General features: G+C 67.9%; 16 protein-coding genes and 1 tRNA gene. 4 read left to right on the forward strand and 13 right to left on the reverse strand.

The window, feature by feature from the left end; all coding sequences use genetic code 11:
• Positions 1 to 19 precede the first annotated feature (19 nt).
• Positions 20 to 505, reverse strand: coding sequence for a 50S ribosomal protein L21 (gene rplU / locus AC6RIC_RS06640; protein WP_265056199.1), 486 nt, complete (start codon positions 503 to 505; stop codon positions 20 to 22).
• A gap of 292 nt (positions 506 to 797) precedes the next feature.
• On the opposite strand from rplU, the gene AC6RIC_RS06645 reads away from it, so the two are divergent.
• The 3 genes from AC6RIC_RS06645 (at position 798) to AC6RIC_RS06655 (ending at position 1,674) form a co-directional block, all read left to right on the forward strand.
• Positions 798 to 887, forward strand: a tRNA-Ser gene (locus tag AC6RIC_RS06645).
• 207 nt (positions 888 to 1,094) lie between these two features.
• Positions 1,095 to 1,304: a hypothetical protein gene (locus AC6RIC_RS06650; RefSeq protein ID WP_499735579.1), complete on the forward strand. Its 210-nt coding sequence runs from the start codon at positions 1,095 to 1,097 to the stop codon at positions 1,302 to 1,304.
• A gap of 88 nt (positions 1,305 to 1,392) precedes the next feature.
• Positions 1,393 to 1,674 carry a hypothetical protein gene (locus tag AC6RIC_RS06655; RefSeq protein WP_454655614.1) on the forward strand — a complete coding sequence of 94 codons (282 nt, stop codon included), beginning with the start codon at positions 1,393 to 1,395 and terminating at the stop codon, positions 1,672 to 1,674.
• Positions 1,675 to 1,751: 77 nt separating this feature from the next.
• On the opposite strand, the gene AC6RIC_RS06660 is transcribed toward AC6RIC_RS06655, so the two are convergent.
• The gene (locus AC6RIC_RS06660) at positions 1,752 to 1,964 is read right to left on the reverse strand and encodes a DUF2934 domain-containing protein (RefSeq protein WP_499735580.1); all 213 of its coding nucleotides are present in this window, start codon (positions 1,962 to 1,964) and stop codon (positions 1,752 to 1,754) included.
• A gap of 147 nt (positions 1,965 to 2,111) precedes the next feature.
• Positions 2,112 to 3,134, reverse strand: coding sequence for a bile acid:sodium symporter family protein (locus tag AC6RIC_RS06665; RefSeq protein ID WP_499735581.1), 1,023 nt, complete (start codon positions 3,132 to 3,134; stop codon positions 2,112 to 2,114).
• Between the two features lie 87 nt (positions 3,135 to 3,221).
• On the opposite strand from AC6RIC_RS06665, the gene AC6RIC_RS06670 reads away from it, so the two are divergent.
• Complete coding sequence (locus AC6RIC_RS06670; protein WP_499735582.1) at positions 3,222 to 4,127, forward strand: LysR family transcriptional regulator; 906 nt, start codon at positions 3,222 to 3,224, stop codon at positions 4,125 to 4,127.
• Here the strand turns inward: AC6RIC_RS06670 and AC6RIC_RS06675 are convergent.
• The 10 genes from AC6RIC_RS06675 to AC6RIC_RS06720 all read right to left on the reverse strand — a co-directional run bounded on the left by AC6RIC_RS06675 (position 4,124) and on the right by AC6RIC_RS06720 (position 15,964).
• On the reverse strand, positions 4,124 to 6,076 hold the full coding sequence (locus AC6RIC_RS06675; protein ID WP_499735583.1) for a MacB family efflux pump subunit: 1,953 nt from the start codon (positions 6,074 to 6,076) through the stop codon (positions 4,124 to 4,126). The genes AC6RIC_RS06670 and AC6RIC_RS06675 overlap by 4 nt on opposite strands.
• A 10-nt stretch (positions 6,077 to 6,086) precedes the next feature.
• Positions 6,087 to 7,292: an efflux RND transporter periplasmic adaptor subunit gene (locus AC6RIC_RS06680; RefSeq protein WP_499735584.1), complete on the reverse strand. Its 1,206-nt coding sequence runs from the start codon at positions 7,290 to 7,292 to the stop codon at positions 6,087 to 6,089.
• A complete protein-coding gene (locus AC6RIC_RS06685) occupies positions 7,289 to 8,737 on the reverse strand; it encodes an efflux transporter outer membrane subunit (RefSeq protein ID WP_499735585.1) in 1,449 nt (482 codons plus the stop codon). Before AC6RIC_RS06685 ends, AC6RIC_RS06680 begins: the two co-directional genes overlap by 4 nt.
• Positions 8,738 to 8,960: 223 nt before the next feature.
• Complete coding sequence (locus AC6RIC_RS06690; protein ID WP_499735586.1) at positions 8,961 to 10,394, reverse strand: NAD-dependent succinate-semialdehyde dehydrogenase; 1,434 nt, start codon at positions 10,392 to 10,394, stop codon at positions 8,961 to 8,963.
• Between the two features lie 267 nt (positions 10,395 to 10,661).
• Positions 10,662 to 11,477: an aspartate dehydrogenase gene (locus tag AC6RIC_RS06695; RefSeq protein WP_499735587.1), complete on the reverse strand. Its 816-nt coding sequence runs from the start codon at positions 11,475 to 11,477 to the stop codon at positions 10,662 to 10,664.
• On the reverse strand, positions 11,474 to 12,598 hold the full coding sequence (locus AC6RIC_RS06700) for an alpha/beta hydrolase (protein ID WP_499735588.1): 1,125 nt from the start codon (positions 12,596 to 12,598) through the stop codon (positions 11,474 to 11,476). Before AC6RIC_RS06700 ends, AC6RIC_RS06695 begins: the two co-directional genes overlap by 4 nt.
• Positions 12,585 to 13,286 (reverse strand): ABC transporter ATP-binding protein, encoded by a 702-nt coding sequence (locus tag AC6RIC_RS06705; protein ID WP_499735589.1) that lies wholly within the window; start codon positions 13,284 to 13,286, stop codon positions 12,585 to 12,587. Before AC6RIC_RS06705 ends, AC6RIC_RS06700 begins: the two co-directional genes overlap by 14 nt.
• The gene (locus AC6RIC_RS06710; RefSeq protein ID WP_454655625.1) at positions 13,286 to 14,038 is read right to left on the reverse strand and encodes an ABC transporter ATP-binding protein; all 753 of its coding nucleotides are present in this window, start codon (positions 14,036 to 14,038) and stop codon (positions 13,286 to 13,288) included. Before AC6RIC_RS06710 ends, AC6RIC_RS06705 begins: the two co-directional genes overlap by 1 nt.
• Complete coding sequence (locus AC6RIC_RS06715) at positions 14,035 to 15,057, reverse strand: branched-chain amino acid ABC transporter permease (protein WP_499735590.1); 1,023 nt, start codon at positions 15,055 to 15,057, stop codon at positions 14,035 to 14,037. The genes AC6RIC_RS06710 and AC6RIC_RS06715 overlap by 4 nt, the downstream gene beginning before the upstream one ends.
• Positions 15,050 to 15,964 (reverse strand): branched-chain amino acid ABC transporter permease, encoded by a 915-nt coding sequence (locus AC6RIC_RS06720; protein ID WP_499735591.1) that lies wholly within the window; start codon positions 15,962 to 15,964, stop codon positions 15,050 to 15,052. Before AC6RIC_RS06720 ends, AC6RIC_RS06715 begins: the two co-directional genes overlap by 8 nt.
• Between the last annotated feature and the right edge of the window lie 76 nt (positions 15,965 to 16,040).

Genomic DNA, 16,040 nt, shown 5'->3' on the forward strand with positions numbered 1-16,040 from the left:
GACGCCGGGAAACCCGGTCTCAGGCCTCGGACGCCTCGTCCTTGGCCTTCTTGGCAGGGGCCTTCTTGGCCGCGGCCTTCTTCGGTGCCTCGGCCTCGCCAGCCTCGGCCTTGGCGGCCTTCGGCGCAGCCTTCGCCTTGGCGGCGACCGGAGCAGCGGCGGCATCTGCCTTCTTCATCTCCGGCTTCTTGCCGCCGGTGAGGATGTCGGTGATGCGGATGACGGTCAGCTCGGCGCGGAAGCCGCGCTTGCGCTTGGAGTTCTGGCGGCGGCGCTTCTTGAAGGCGATGACCTTCTCGCCACGGGCCTGCTCGACGATCTCACCGACGACGGTGATCTCGGAAAGGGCCTTGGCATCGAGCGTGGTCTTCTCGCCCTCGGTGAGCATCAGCACCGAATCGAAAGCGACGGTGTCGCCGGCGTTGCCTTCGATCTTGGCAGCGGTGATCTTGTCGTTGGCGGTAACGCGGAACTGCTTCCCGCCGGTCTTGATGACTGCGAACATTTTGTCCTCCATGTTCGGCCCCGTCCTGTCGCGGCTTCCGGATGGAGGCCCGTGGGACGGCTTTTTGGCAGTCGATTGCGTGGTCTGGCTTGCTCATCCGGCATGCGACGCAGCGCACATGCCAAAAGAGATCGGGCGCGGGTTTCCCCACGCCGGACGGTGCTCGATAGTCGCACGGCCGGATGAGGTCAAGCGAAAGCGGCTGTGAAGAGTGGATTTCTCATATCGGAGAGGCTTGCCCCCCGGGCGCTGCTTGTGTAGTAACCGCCTCGCTTCGACCGAAGGCGACCGCGGACAGGTGGCAGAGTGGTTGAATGCACCGCACTCGAAATGCGGCATACCTGCAAGGGTATCGGGGGTTCAAATCCCTCCCTGTCCGCCACTCTCTATCGCCCTGCGATCATCGTACCATTCACAATTCGGCGCGAAGCCCCGGCCCTGCCGGTGACGTGCTGTCGCTTGCCGCGACGATTTTCCTCGCCAGTGATCGCAGCCGAGGCCACCGGCCTCTGGTGGACAGGAGCGAACGAGGTTGAAGCGCAGGTGAGGTTAGGCCTTAATCGCCGCCTCCACAGCAAGGAGAAACCCAATGCGATTGGCGCTCGCCATCATCACCTTGGCTCTCACCGGCTGCAATGGCACGCCAGAGTCCAATCATCCCACCCGCGACTATACCGTCGGAACGGCGCAATGTTCGAAATTCGGCTGGGGCACGTCCCAGATGGCCGAATGCCTCGACCGCGCCGCTGAGCGGCAGTCGGCGGCGGTTTCGCAGGACCGCACAGGTGAGGCCGGATAATTCCCGGCGGCAGGCGGCCAGAATCGCGCTGCAGCATGCGTATGCGACGGGGTTGCACCTTGCCGTCAGGCGCGGCAAAGATAAACGCATGATCAGGACATTGATTGCCGCCAGCCTGGTTGCCGTTCTGGCCGCCGGCTGTGTCTCACCCCGGCCTCAGCCTGTGCAGCAGACTGCGGCTCCTTCTGCCAAGCGAATCGTCCGCGACGGCGCACAACTCGCGTTGCCGGACGGAACACGTGTCACGCCGGATTATACCGGCGGCTTCACCCTGCCGAACGGCGACTATGTGAAGCGCGAACGCGGGGCGTTGGTGTTGCCTACGGGCGCGCGCTGCCAGCCCGACGCGATGGGGTATGTCTGCCCCTGAGGCTGAGGCGCCGCATGGCGGCGCTTGCCTGACGAGCTATTTTGCTTGTCGTCGGCCCATGGCGGCCGGCTTGGCGATCAGGCCGCGTCGGAGGCCTGCTGACGCTTCTTTGCCGAACCCGTTCCGGAATCGCTGGATTCGTCGAGGACGTGGTTGTGGCTGCGGAAGGCCCAGATTTCCTTGGCGGCTTCCCAGTGCTCGCGGTCGCGGCCCTCGGGCTGCCCGTCCTTGATCCAGAGATCATAGGCGATCTTCCGGATTTCGTGCTGGGTCTTGTCGTTCTGCTGCATGTCTCGCCTCCATGATCGCTCCCCGATGAGCATCGGGGAATCCTGGTTTGAGAGGGTGCCGGCTTCGCCGTGCAGGGGAACAACCTGCGGACCGGCCGGGTTGTTCCCGCGCGCGATGAATGATGCTGCCAGTAGCGGGTGGCAGGCTCACGCCTTTGCGGTGACCAACGCCGCTTCGTCGGACGTTTCCGGCTGCGGATGGACCGGGCGGCGCGCATAGCGCTGAGCGAGGACCGCGCAGGCGAAGAGCTGCGCCTGATGGAACAGCATCAACGGCAGCACGATCAGGCCGAGCGCCTGGCCGGGAAACAGGATGTTCGCCATCGGAATACCGCTCGCCATGCTTTTCTTCGAGCCGCAGAAGACGATCGCGATCTCGTCCTCCTTCGAAAAGCCGAGGCGCCGACTGGCGAAGGTCGTGATCGCCAGCACGGCGGCGAGCAGGACGACGTCGAGCACGATGACGAGGCCGAGATCGGCGAGCGTCACCTGCGACCAGATGCCGGCGACCATGCCTTCGCTGAAGGCGGCATAGACGACGAGCAGGATCGAGCCGCGGTCGACCAACGAGATCGGCGCCTTGTGGCGTTGCAGGAAGGGCCCGATCCAGCGGCGCAGCAATTGACCCGCGACGAAGGGCAGCAGGAGCTGGAGCGCGATGCTTTCGACGGCGCGGGTGCTGAAGCCGCCGCCTTTCGAATCGAGGAGCAGCACGACCAGCAGCGGTGTCAGAACCATGCCGAAGAGGTTGGAGACCGAGGCGCTGCACAGGGCTGCGGCGACATTGCCGCGCGCGATCGAGGTGAAGGCGATCGAGGATTGCACGGTCGAGGGCAGGATAGAGACGAAGATCAGCCCGGCGATCAGCTCGGACGGCAGGACGCCGGCGAAGACGCGGGTGAGCACGAGGCCGAGGAGGGGGAACAGCACATAGGTGCTGGCGAAGACCAGCGATTGCAGGCGCCAGTGCAGCAGGCCTTCCCAGACCGCCAACGGCGACAGCCTTGCGCCATAAAGGAAGAACAGCAGCGCGACCGCGACCGAAACGGCATCGCTTGCGATCTCAGCTCCGGCGCCATGGGCGGGGAATACGGCCGCCGCTGCGACCGTGGCCATGAGGGCGATCAGATAGGGATCGATGCCGAAGCGGGCGAGGGTGCGGCGGAGCATGGTGGTCCTTCCGGTGCGGTGCCGCGTTGTAATCCCTTGCCGCCTCATTGTGATCCATGTTGGTTTCGATATCGGCTATCATGGATCATGATGATACTTGATCCCGATCCGAAGCCACTCGATCCCGTCCTGCTGCAGAGCTTCCTCAAGGTCTGCGAGACGCTGAGCTTCACCGAGGCGGCGCGCCAGCTCGGCCTGCGCCAGTCCTCGGTCAGCCAGCATGTCGCGCGGCTGGAGAAGCGGCTGGGCCGGCGCCTGCTGGAGCGCGACACCCATGGCGTGCGTCCGACGCCGGATGCTGACGCGATCCTGCCCTTTGCGCGGCAGGCGCTGGAGGCGGGGCAGCGGATCGAGCGCTATCTCGCCGGCTCGACTCTGCGCGGGCGGCTCCGGCTCGGGGTTTCCGAGGATTTCGCCTATACGGCTCTGCCGGAGATCCTGGCGGCCTTCGCCATGCAGCACCATGCGGTCGATCTGGAGCTGACTGTGGGGCTGAGCGGCCTGCTCTACGAGCAATATGACGCAGGTGAGCTCGACCTGATCTTCGCCAAGCGGCGCAAGGGCGACGCGCGCGGCGAGGTCGCCTGGCAGGAGCGGCTGGTCTGGGCGGGCAGGCCGGGCGCGCGGCTTGCCGAGCAGCCGGTCGTCCCGCTCGTGCTTTATCCGCCGCCGAGCATCACGCGGGTCCATGCGATCGAGACGCTGGAGCGGGCGGGCCGCGCCTGGCGCGTCGCCTGCACCAGCGGCAGCCTCGCGGGTCTGCGCGCGGCGACGGTGGCCGGGCTCGGCCTCACTGCGCATTCGGCCCGCCTGATCCCGCAGGGTCTCGCCGAGGTTGAGCCGCGCGAGGCGCTGCCGCCGCTGGGTACGATCGAGTTCGTCGTGATCGGTGGCCAGTCGCACCAGGCGGCGGCGCGGGCGCTGGCCGACGCTATCCTCGCGAGTGCGGGGCGGCTCATGCCGGAAGCGCCGCGACGCGGAGCGCGCAGCTAGTCCCGCGCCAGAGCCGCGACCGGATCGAGCTTCGCGGCGTTGCGCGCCGGCAGGAAGCCGAAGGTCAGGCCGATCAGCGTCGAGCAGGCGATGGCGACGGCGAAAGCCTCGCCCGAATAGATGAACCGCATCTGCGAGCCCGAGGCCTCGAAGCCATAGCCGATGGCCAGCGCCAGCCCGATGCCGAGCGCGCCGCCGATGAAGCAGACCAGCGAGGCCTCGATCAGGAATTGCTGCATGATGTCGCTGCGGCGCGCACCGACCGCCATGCGCAGGCCGATCTCGCTGGTGCGCTCGATCACCGAGACCAGCATGATGTTCATCACGCCGATGCCGCCGACCAGCAGCGAGATGACGGCGATCGAGGAGATCATCAGCGTCAGCGTCTGGGTCGTGGCGGTGATGGTGTTGCGGATCTCGTCCTGGTTGAAGATGAAGAAGTCCTTGGCGCGGTGGCGATGGGTCAGGAGCTCCGTCACCGCCTCCTGAGCCGCCGCCATCGGGGTGTCGTCGTCGACGCGCAGCGTGATCGAGCGCAGTGAGAGATCGCCGAGGAATCGGCCCTGCACCGAGGTGTAGGGCATGAAGACCTGCGGGTTCTGGCTGCCGCCGAAGCCGCCCTGCTGCTGGCGCATCACGCCGACGATGCGGCTGGGCACGGTGCCGATCAGGAAGACCGTGCCGATCGGGTTGGCCGTGCCGTTCGGGAAGAGCACGCCGAGCGTATTCTCGTCGATGACGACGTCCTGCGCCAGCGTGCGGACATCCTCGGCGGTGAAGAAGGAGCCGCGCGTCAGCACGCTGCCGCGCACGTCGAAATAGCGCTCGCTGACGCCGTTGACGAGCGCCGACGCCTCGACATTGCCGAGCCGGATCGTCGCGCTGGTCGAAACCGTCGGCGTCACGCTCGCGGCATAGGGCTGGGCCGCGAGGACCTGCGCGTCGAGCACGGTCAGGGTCCTGACCCGGCCGGAGCGCGTGTCGCCGAAGCCGGCGCCGGGGAATATCTCCAGCGTGTTGGTGCCGAGGCCGGAGATGTTCTGGAGCACGTTCTGCTTGGCGCCTTCGCCGAGCGCGACGACGCTGACCACGGCGGCGATGCCGATGACGATGCCGAGCATGGTCAGCGTCGTACGCAGCTTGTGGGCGGTCATGGCCCGCACCGCCATGCCGAAGGCTTCCTTGAGGCGGCCGAAGGCGGCGCGCATCCGCCCGGCCGGCGCCGGGACGGGGGAGGGCGGTGGTACGGCTTCAGCGCGCGGCGCGGTGCGCCGGTCGTCGATGATGCGGCCATCGCTGAGCTCGATGATGCGATGCGCACGCGCTGCGACATTCATGTCGTGGGTGACGAGGATGACCGTGTGGCCCTCGCGGTTGAGCTCATCGATCAGAGCCAGCATCTCCTCACCGCTCTTACGGTCGAGCGCGCCGGTCGGCTCGTCGGCGAGGAGGACGCGGGCGCCGTTCATCAGGGCGCGCGCCACCGAGACGCGCTGCTGCTGGCCGCCGGAAAGCTCGGATGGCCGATGCGTCCCGCGGGAGGCTAAGCCCAGCCGCTCCAGCAGCATCGCGGCGCGACTCTGGCGCGGGCCGGGCGGCACGCCGGCATAGATCGCGGGCACTTCGACATTGGCGAGCGCGGTCAGTTCCGAGAGCAGGTGGTAGCGCTGGAAGACGAAGCCGAAATACTCGCGCCGGAGCCGCGCCAGCTCGTCCGGGTCGAGGTCGCGTGTCGGGCGGCCGTCGATCTCGTAGCTGCCGCCGGTCGGGCGATCGAGGCAGCCGATGATGTTCATCAGTGTCGACTTGCCCGAACCGGACTGGCCGACGATCGCGACCATTTCGCCGGCCTCGATCACGAGATCGGCGCCGTCGAGCGCCGCGACCGCGGCCTCGCCCTCGCCGAAATCGCGCCGGACGCTGGCGAGGCGGATGAGCGGCTTGCCCATCGCGGGCGTCTCAGAAGCCAAAGGGCGAGCGCCGGGCACGCGTCGGGCGCGTCGCATCCGGGCCGCCGCTGCTGCGGGTGGTGACGACGCGCTCGCCCGCCTTCAGGCCGGAGGTGATCTCGACCACGATCTTGTTGTCCAGCCCGGTCGTGACCTTGCGCTGCTCCGGCTTGCCATCCGTGCCGAGCACATCGAGGAAGTTGTTCGGGCCACGGCGCCGGACGGCGGTCGAGGGCACGGTGAGGACGTTCTGCGCCCGGCCGACGATGACGGTGACCTGCGCCGTCATCGAGGTCAAAAGCCGCCCTTCCGGGTTCGGCACCTCGAACAGGGCGTTGTAGTAGACCGCGCTGGTGCTGGCCGCAGAGGACGAGCTGCTCGCGCTGGAGGAGGAGGTCGTGTTCTGCGTCTTCAGGGTGTCGGGCGCCGGCTCGACATAGGAAATCTTGCCGGGGAAGCGCCGCTCGGGCGCGCCGAGCACGCTGAAATAGACCTCCTGCCCGGCCTTCACCCTGAGCACGTCGGCTTCCGAGATCCTGGCCTTGACCGTCATGGTCGAAACGTCGCCGAGCACGACTACGGTCGGCGCCGACTGGACCGCATTCACCGTCTGGCCCTCCTGCGCGACGATGGCGAGCACGGTGCCGGGGCTCGGCGCGGTGATGCGGGTATAGCCGAGCTTGGCGCGGGCATCCTCGACCTTGACCTGGCTCGACTGGATCTGCGCATCGAGCGACTCGATCTGGGCGCGGGTCACGCTCACCGTCATCTCGGCATTCTCGAAGGCGTCGCGCGAGACGGCGTTCTGCCCGACCATCTGCTTCTGTCGGGTAAGCACGGCCTGGGCATAGGCGAGGCTGGCGCCGCGTTCGGCGCGCTGGGCCTTGAGTGCGGCGAGATCGGCCTCGGCGGAGCGCAGCGCGTTCTGCTGAGTGATGCCGTCGATCTCGGCGATCAGGTCGCCGGTCGCGACATTGTCGCCGAGCCTGACCTTGAGCGAGACGATGCGGCCGGTCGCCTGCGCGCCGACGCTGACCTGCCGGACCGGCTCCAGTGCGCCGGAGGCGAGCACGGCTTCCTCGACATTGCCCATCACCGCCTCGGCACTGGGCAGGCTGACGGTCTCGGCCGGCGAGGGCTGGCGGGCCTGCCAGACATAGTAGCCGCCAGCGGCCGCGAGGATCAGGGCGGGGAAAAGAAGGCGGCGCAGCCTCATGGTTGCGGCTCCTCGACGGGAAGAATGCGCAGGCGCGGGCCGGTCTCGGCGTCGACGACCGCCGGCGCCGAGACCTCGACGGGTCTCAGCCAGCCGCCGCCCAGTGCCTTGTTGAGCGCGATGAAGCTGGTGGCAAGCACGACCCGGCTCTGGATCAGCGATTCCTCGGATGCGTAGAGCGTGCGCTGGGCTTCGAGGACATCGAGGAAGCTCGCCGTGCCCGCCGTATAAAGCGCGCGGGAAAGCCGCGCGGCCTCGCCGGATGCGCGGGCGGCTTCGGTCAGGCTGCCGAGCCTGAGCCGCTGCTGCCGCAGGCCGACGAGATTGTCCTCGACATCCTGCAGCGCGGTGAGCACCGTGAGCCGGAGTGCTGCGTCCTGCTGGTCGCGCCGGGCGCGGGCCGCGTCGACGGCCGCCGCCAGTTCGCCGCCGTTGAAGATGGGGACGCTGAGGCTCGGGCCGATCGACCAGCCGATGGCGCTGTTCTTGGCGAGATCGCCGAGCTTCAGCGCCGAGGTCGAGATATTGCCGGTCAGCGAGACCGAGGGATAGCGATTGGCCTCGGCCTGGCCGATCCGGGCCGTCGCCTGGGCAAGCTGGCGTTCGGCCGAGCGGACATCGGGGCGGCGGCGCAGCACATCGGCAGGGATGCCGGCGCGCGGCGGGGCGGGTGTGCCGGGCACTGCCGCCGTGCGGCCGAAATAGCCGGCCATGGCGGCCGGCGGTCGGCCGGTCAACACGGCAAGGCGATGCTGGCTCTGGGCAAGCGAGGCTTCGAGCGAGGGGATCTGCGCTTCGGTGCTGGCGGCTTGCGCAGTGGCGCGGGCGGTGTCGATGGCGGAGATGTCGCCGGCCTGGAAGCGGGTGCGGGTCAGCGCCTCGGTCTCGCGCTGGGTCTTCGCGGTGCTGCGGGCGAGGACGATCCGCGCCTGCAGGCCGCGCGCCTCGACATAGGTCGAGGCGACATCGCCGATCAGCGTCAGCATGACCGTGTCGAGATCGTCGAAGGCGGCATCGGTGCCATAGGTCGCAGCCTCGACGGCGCGGTCACGCGCGCCGAACAGGTCGAGTTCCCAGGAGGCGTCGAAACCGGCGCGGAAGCTGTTGCGGGTAACCGTCGAGGAGCGCGAGCGCGTGGCCGAGGCGCTGCCATCGACCTGCGGGAAGAGCGCACCGACCGCCTGCTCGCGCGAGGCACGGGCTTCGCGGATGCGGGCCTTGGCCTGCGCGACGTCGAGATTGCCGGCGATGGCCTGCTCGATCAGCGCGTTCAGCGTGGGATCGCGGAAGCCGCGCCACCATTCGCTCGGCCTGGGCGATGTCTTGCCGCCGGCCGCCGCGCTCCAGCGCTGCGGCATGTCGAGCGCGGGCGGCACATAGTCCGGCCCCACGGCGCAGGCGCCGAGGCTCACCGCCAGCAGAGACAGCAGGGGAATGCGAATCATCGCGGCCAGAATGCCGGGAAAACCCGGAGCCGCCAGCTTTCCACCTCGTTGATGCGCAATATTTCGTCCCTATGGCATTCCTGCCAGCAGGATAACCGGTCAGCCGGTCCGGCGCATTGCGGCCTCGGTCGTTTCGCGCTTCACAAAATCGCGGGACGACTCGGGCTCTTTGTTTCCCGCATTTTCTTCACGCGAACCGGTGCCCACTTCGCTTGAAAAGGCTTCAGATGACCATCCTGTGAGACAGGGTCTTGACGGTCATGTAGTGCGCCAGCCCCTCGGCGCCACCCTCGCGCCCGTAGCCGCTGTCCTTAACGCCGCCGAAGGGCACCTCGGCGACGGAGGCCTCCAGCGTGTTGATCGAGACATTGCCGGCTTCGATGCCTTCGGCGAGTTGGTCGGCCCGTGCCGCAGAGTGGGTGAAGCCATAGGCCGCGAGGCCGAAAGGCAAGGAATTGGCCTTCTCGATCGCCTCCTCGACCGTGCGGACGGGGTTGATGATCGCCATCGGGCCGAAAGGTTCCTCGCGCAGCGCGCGGGCATCGTCCGGCAGTTCGGTGAGGACGGTGGGCGGGAAGAAATAGCCGCGATTGCCCAAACGCTCGCCGCCGGTCAGCACGCGCCCGCCACGGGCCCGCGCATCGGCGGTCAGCGCTTCCAGCGCCTCGATGCGACGGTGATTGGCGACCGGGCCCATCTCGGTTGCGGCATCGAGGCCGTTGCCGACCGTCACGGCTTGCGCCTGCGCGACGAAGGCTCTGGTGAAGCGCTCGTAGATATCTTGCTGGACGAAGAAGCGCGTCGGCGAGGTGCAGACCTGGCCGGCGTTGCGGATCTTGCGGGTGGCGGAGAGATGGGCTGCGGCGATGGGATCGACATCGTCGCAGACGATGACCGGGGCATGGCCGCCGAGTTCCATCAGCACCGGCGTCATATGGCGCGCCGCCAGTTCCGAGAGATGCTTGCCGACCGCGGTCGAGCCGGTGAAGGCGACGAGCCGGGTCTGCGCCTGCGGGATGAGATAGCCCGAAATCTTCGCGGGCACGCCGAAGACGAGGTTGAAAACGCCGGGCGGCACGCCGGCATCATGCAGGGCCCGCGCGATATGAAGCGCGCCGGCCGGGGTCTCCTCCGCCGCCTTGATGATGATCGAGCAGCCGGCCGCGAGCGCGCCCGCGATCTTGCGGCAGGGCTGGCTCATCGGGAAATTCCAGGGCGAGAAGGCCGCGACCGTGCCGACCGGCTGGTGCATCACGACATAGCGGATGCCGGGCTCGCTGGGGATGACGCGGCCATAGGCGCGCTGGCCCTCGGCCGCGTCCCATTCGAAGAACTCGCAGCCCCTGACCACTTCGAGCCGGGCCTGAGCCAGCGGCTTGCCATGCTCCAGCGTGATCGCATGGGCGATCTCCTCGACGCGCTCGCGCATCAGCGCGGCGGCCTTCAGCATGATCTCGCCGCGGACGCGCGGCGCCATCCGGCTCCAGACCTTGAAGCCCTCGGCTGCCGCCGTCAGCGCATCGTCGAGATCGGCTTGCGAGGCGAGCGGCACCGCGCCGATGACGCTCTCATCGGCTGGATTGATGACCGGCTGCTCCTCCGCCGTCTTCCGCCAGGCGCCGCCGATATAGAGCTTGAGATCGGGATAGGTCGTCATGGAAGCCTCGGCTGGCGATGCGTTCAGCAGTCTCTGCGCGGCGTGTCCGCCGGTCTTGAGGGGGACCATAGGTGGCCGGCCATTCTGCGATCCAGCCGGCTAAATCAGATAAATTCAGATTGTTATGGTTATGAATGACGCGGACTACCCTCTTGTCTTTCCGGACAAGCCGCAAAGCGGCGCAGATCCGGAATCCACCCAAGAGCGCGGCGCCCAGTCGTGGATTCCGGGTCTCCGCTTCGCTGCGCCCGGAATGACAAGAAAAGGTCAGCGCACCAGCGTCCGCACGCGGTTCTCGATCAGCCTGACCAGCCCCAGCGCCGTCATTTCCGAGGATTTCGGGTTCGTGGCGAGCGGGCGGTTCTCGATGGCGATGTCGAGCTTGCCGAAGGCGCCGCGCACGCTGAGCTGGTGGCCGTTGCCACCGGCGACGGGGTCGGCGACGAGCTCGACGCGGGTGCGGTCGAGCCCGATGCCGGCAAGTGCCGAGATCACCGCGACATTGGCATTCTGCGGAAAGCGCGAGGCGGCCTCGCGGGCGGTGCCGGAGAAGAAGGCCGTCGCCTCGGTGAGTTCATCGAGCGCGATCAGGCTTTCGGCCGAGGTGCCGCGCCAGGCGGCGGACGGCTTGACGATGCGATGGATGACCTCGTCGAGCGGCAGCAGGGAAGCGGCTGCGATGCCGTCGATCCCGGCGAGGGCGCCGGGCGGGATCAGGAGCTGGCTGCCACTGCTCTCGGCGGCAGCGATCAAGCGAGCGAGCAGGGCGTCGTCGCAGAAGGCGCTGGTCGAGGCGACAGCGAAGGCCGGCGCATGGTCGAGCGCGGCTTCGCCCCAGATGCCGACGGCCTCGCGCCCGGCGGCCTCGACGATAAGATCGAGGTTCAGGCGGGCCAGCTCATCGGATGTCGTGATCAGCTTCGCGCCGGCCGGGAGGTCGGTGGCTGCGGATGCGTTGCGGACGGCGACAGCGGCGATGTCGATATCGCCCTTGCTTCGCTCCGCCAGCAGCTCCGCGACGCGGCGGTTGATGGCGCCCCAGCCGATCAGAGCGAGGCGCAGCGGATTGCGAGATTGCGTCATGGGCCTTCCGCCGTTCGCAAGGCGAGATCGAGCAGGGCACCGCCGTTCAGGCCTTCCAGCATGCTGAAATGGTGGCCCGGACAGATGAGGGGGGCTGGGGCCTGCCATGTCGCGGCCAGCGCGACCGATTGCGCCTTGAAGGCATCGCTCTCGCCCTTGCCGACCGCGAAGGCGATCCGCGTGGATTGCGGGCGTGGCTGGGCGATGGGGCTGAGCCTTTTGGCGCGGGTGGCATCGTCGAGCCCGAGCAAGCGGCCGAGTGGGAGGTGGCCGAGGGGGGCGAGGTCATAGAGGCCGGAGAGCAGCAAGGCCGAGGCGACTGGCGGAGCGTTCTCTGCGCAGAGCACCATGGCGGCGAGATGTCCTCCGGCGGAATGACCGGAGACATGCAAACGCGCCGGGTCGAGCCCGAGCGCGTCGGATTCGCGGACGAGGAAATTCAGGGCGGCCACGCTCTGAGCGAGGCTTGTTTCCAGCGGCGTATCCGGCGCCAGCCCGTAATTCGGCATGGCGACGGCATAGCCGGCATCGAGCAGCCCCTGCGCGAACTGGGCATGTTGGACCTTGTCCGAGGCCTGCCAGTAACCGCCATGGATGAAGACGAAGATCGGCGCGCGGGTCGCGCCTGCCGGGCGGTAGAGGTCGAGCCTCTCGAAGCGGTCCGGGCCATAGGCGAGATCGGCGGCGCCGTGACGGGCGCGGAAGGCCTCGCCGTCGCGGCTCCATTGCCGGAACAGCGCCTTCATGTCGGCCTGCAGGCGCGGGCTGTATTGCCGGCCGAGTTCGCGCAAGCTGTAACCGTCAACGAGCGTGTCGGGCAGCGGCTGGGCGGCGGCATGGCGAGCGCGGATGGTCAGGCCGGGCTCGGAACGAGGCTGAAGGCGGATCGACGGGCGGAAACCGGCGAAGGTCTCGCGATAGGCGAGTTCGACGGAATGACGGGACAAGTGGAAGGCTTCGGGCCGATCCGTCTCCCAGATCATCTCGCGAAGATGATGTGGGCCGCAGCCGGCGGTGATGAGCCCGGCGAGGATATCGCCCAGCGCATCGCGCAGAGCCTCGACCGGGTCGCTCTCGGCGCTCTGCGCGACGATCTCACGGAGGTCCTCAGACGCCGACATAGCGATGCACCAGTTCCGCATTGTTCGCGAGGTCGTTGCTGGAGCCCGACCAGACCGTGCGGCCCTTCTCGATGATGTAGTGCCGGTCGGCGATACGCTTCAGCACATTGATGTTCTTGTCGATCAGGAGGATCGACTGACCTTGCGCCTTGAGCGCCTCGATGCAGCCCCAGATCTCGGCCCGGATTACCGGCGCGAGGCCTTCGGTCGCCTCGTCGAGGATCAGGAGCTTGGGGTTGGTCATCAGGGCACGGCCGACCGCGAGCATCTGCTGCTCGCCGCCCGAGAGGGTGCGGGCCGATTGTCCGGCGCGTTCCTCCAGGCGAGGGAACAGCGTGTAGACCCGTTCCAGCGTCCAGGGCGAGGAGCGCTTGAGACGGTTCGAGGCGGTGGCGACGAGGTTTTCGCGGACGGAGAGTGTCGGAAAGACCTGCCGGCCTTCCGGCACGAGACCGATGCCGCAGCGGGCGATCTTCTCGGGCGCGATGCCGCGGACGTCCTGGCTCTCGAAGCGGATATCGCCGCCTTTCGGCGCGAGCAGGCCCATGATCGAGCGCACGGTCGTGGTCTTGCCCATGCCGTTGCGGCCGAGCAGGGTCACGACCTCGCCCTCGGCGATGTCGAGCGCGACATCGAACAGGACCTGGCTCCGGCCATAGGCGGATTGCAGGTTGCGCACGCTCAGCATCAGGCGTCTCCTTCGCCGAGATAGGCGGTGCGGACCTCCGGATTGTCGCGGATTTCCTCGGCCGTGCCGGTGGCGATGACGCGGCCATAGACCAGCACCGAGATGCGGTCTGCCAAGGCGAAGACGGCCTCCATATCGTGCTCGACCAGGAGCATGGTGACGCGGCCCTTGAGCGCCGAGAGCATCGCGACCATCTGCTCGCTCTCGGCATGGCCGAGGCCGGCCATCGGCTCGTCGAGCAGCAGGAGGCGCGGCTCGCAGGCGAGCGCGATCGCGAATTCGAGCTGCTTCTGCTCGCCATGAGAGAGGTCAGCGACCTTGATTTCGGCGCGGTGGCTGAGGCCCGCCGTGGCGAGATGCTGGCGGGCGCGAGCCCGCAGGCTCTCGTCGCGGCGGGCATTGCCGAGGAAGCGGAAGCTGTGGCCGTCATGGGCCTGCACGGCGAGCGCGACATTGTCGAGCATGGTGAAATCGGGCAGGAGCTGGGTGATCTGGAAGGTCCGTGCGAGGCCGCGCCGGACGCGCTGGGCGGTCGGCAGGGCGCCGATATCCTCGCCGGACAGCGTGATTGCGCCTTCGTCATGCGAGAGTTCGCCGAAGAGTTGGGTCAGCAGCGTGGTCTTGCCGGCGCCGTTGGGGCCGATCAGCGCGTGGATTTCGCCGTCGCGGACATCGAGATCGACGCCGTCGGTGGCAATCAGCCCGCCGAAGCGTTTGCGCAGGCCGCGCACGGAGAGGAGCGTCGCGGTCATGGCGCGCTCCTGCCGAGGCCGAGGCGATTGAGCAGGCCGTTGAGCCCGCCCTGCGTGAAGAGCACGACGAGGAGCAGGATCGGGCCGAGCACGAGCTGCCAATGCTCGGTCCAGCTCGTCAGCACGGTTTCGAGGATGACAAGGGCTGCCGCGCCGAGCAGCGGGCCGAGCAAGGTGCCGACGCCGCCGAGGATGACCATGATCATCAGCTCGCCCGACTTGGTCCAGTGCAGCATGTCGGGGCTGACGAAGCGCAGGTAGTTCGCCATCAGTGCTCCGGCGAGGCCGGCGCCCATGCCGGAAATGACGAAGGCGGCGAGCTTGTAGCGATAGGGCGCGATGCCGATTGCAGCCATCCGCCGCTCGTTCTGGCGGATGCCGGCGAGCACCATGCCGAAGCGCGAGCCGACGATGCGCCAGAGCGCCAGGAAGACCAGCGCCGCGATGGCGAGGCAGATGAAATAGAAGGTCACGTCGTCGCGCGTGTTGAGGTCGAACAGCGCATTGCGGCGGCGGATCGTCATGCCGTCATCGCCGCCATAGGCCTTGAGCGAGACGAAGAGGAAGAACAGCATCTGCGCGAAGGCGAGCGTGATCATGATGAACTGCACGCCGCTGGTGCGCAGGCTGAGCGCGCCGATCACGCAGGCGAAGAGGCCGGCGACGAGGATCGCGGCCGGCAGCGTGATCAGAAGCTGGTCCGTGCCGGGGATGAAGCCGAGGAAGAGCGCATCGTCGGCGAAGGTCCGGTAGAGGATGCCGACGGCATAGCCGCCGATGCCGAAGAAGGCGGCGTGGCCGAACGAGACCATGCCCCCGAAGCCGAGCGCGAGGTTCAGGCTGGCGGCGGCGATAGCGTAGATCAGGACGCGCGTCGCCAGGGGCACCAGGGCCGGCTGGCCGATCGCCTTGACGATGAAGGGCAGGGCGATCAGCGCGGCGGCCAGTGCCAGCAGCGCGACGATGCGGCCCGGCGCGGGCGCAGCCGAATCCGTGCGGGTGATGGCGTTCTCAGACATGGGCGGGGAACAGTCCCTTGGGCCGCACCAGCAGCACGATCGCCATCAGCAGATAGATGCCCATCGAGGCGAGACCGGCGCCGAGCGCATCGGCCTCCGAACCGGTCATCACCTGCCGCAGCAGGCCGGGCATGAAGGCGCGCAGGGAGGTATCGACGAGACCGACGAGCAGCGCGCCGAAGAAGGCGCCGCGGATCGAGCCGACGCCGCCGATCACCACCACGACGAAGGTCATGATCAGGATCTGCTCGCCCATGCCGACCTGCACGGCGAGTATTGGCCCGGCCATCAGGCCGGCAAGGCCGGCGAGCAGGGCGCCAAGCGCGAAGACGGCCGTGTAGAGCAGGCGGATATCGATGCCGAGCGCGCGGACCATCTCGCGATGTGTGGCGCCGGCCCGTACGAGCATACCGACGCGGGTGCGGTTGATCAGCAGGTAGAGCCCGAGCGCGACGAGGAGGCCGACCGCGATGATCGCGAGGCGATAGATCGGATAGGTCAGGCCGGGCAGGAGCTGGACCGAGCCGTTCAGCGCGGAGGGAATAGCGACGAAGAGCGGCTGGCGGCCGAAGAGCAGCGTCACGCTCTGGTTGAAAATCAGGATCAGCGCGAAGGTCGCCAGCACCTGGTCGAGATGGTCGCGCGCATAGAGCCTTCGCAGCACGACGAGTTCCATCACCATGCCGATGAAGGCAGCCGCTGCGAGGCCGGCCAGAACGGCGAGGAGGAAGGAGCCGGTCTGCGCCGCGGCGAAGGCGGCGGCATAGGCGCCGATCATGTAGAGCGAGCCATGGGCGAGATTGATCACGCCCATGATGCCGAAGATCAGCGTCAGCCCGGCCGCAAGCAGGAACAGCATCACGCCGAACTGCAGGCCGTTGAGCAATTGTTCGAGAACGAGCGTCATTGATGCCAAATCCGGACAGGCGGCAGAGGCGCATAGTCCTCCGCCGCCGTTCCGATACGAGAGTTGCGTGAACGGC

The organism is Allobosea sp. TBD101 (genome assembly GCF_059817965.1).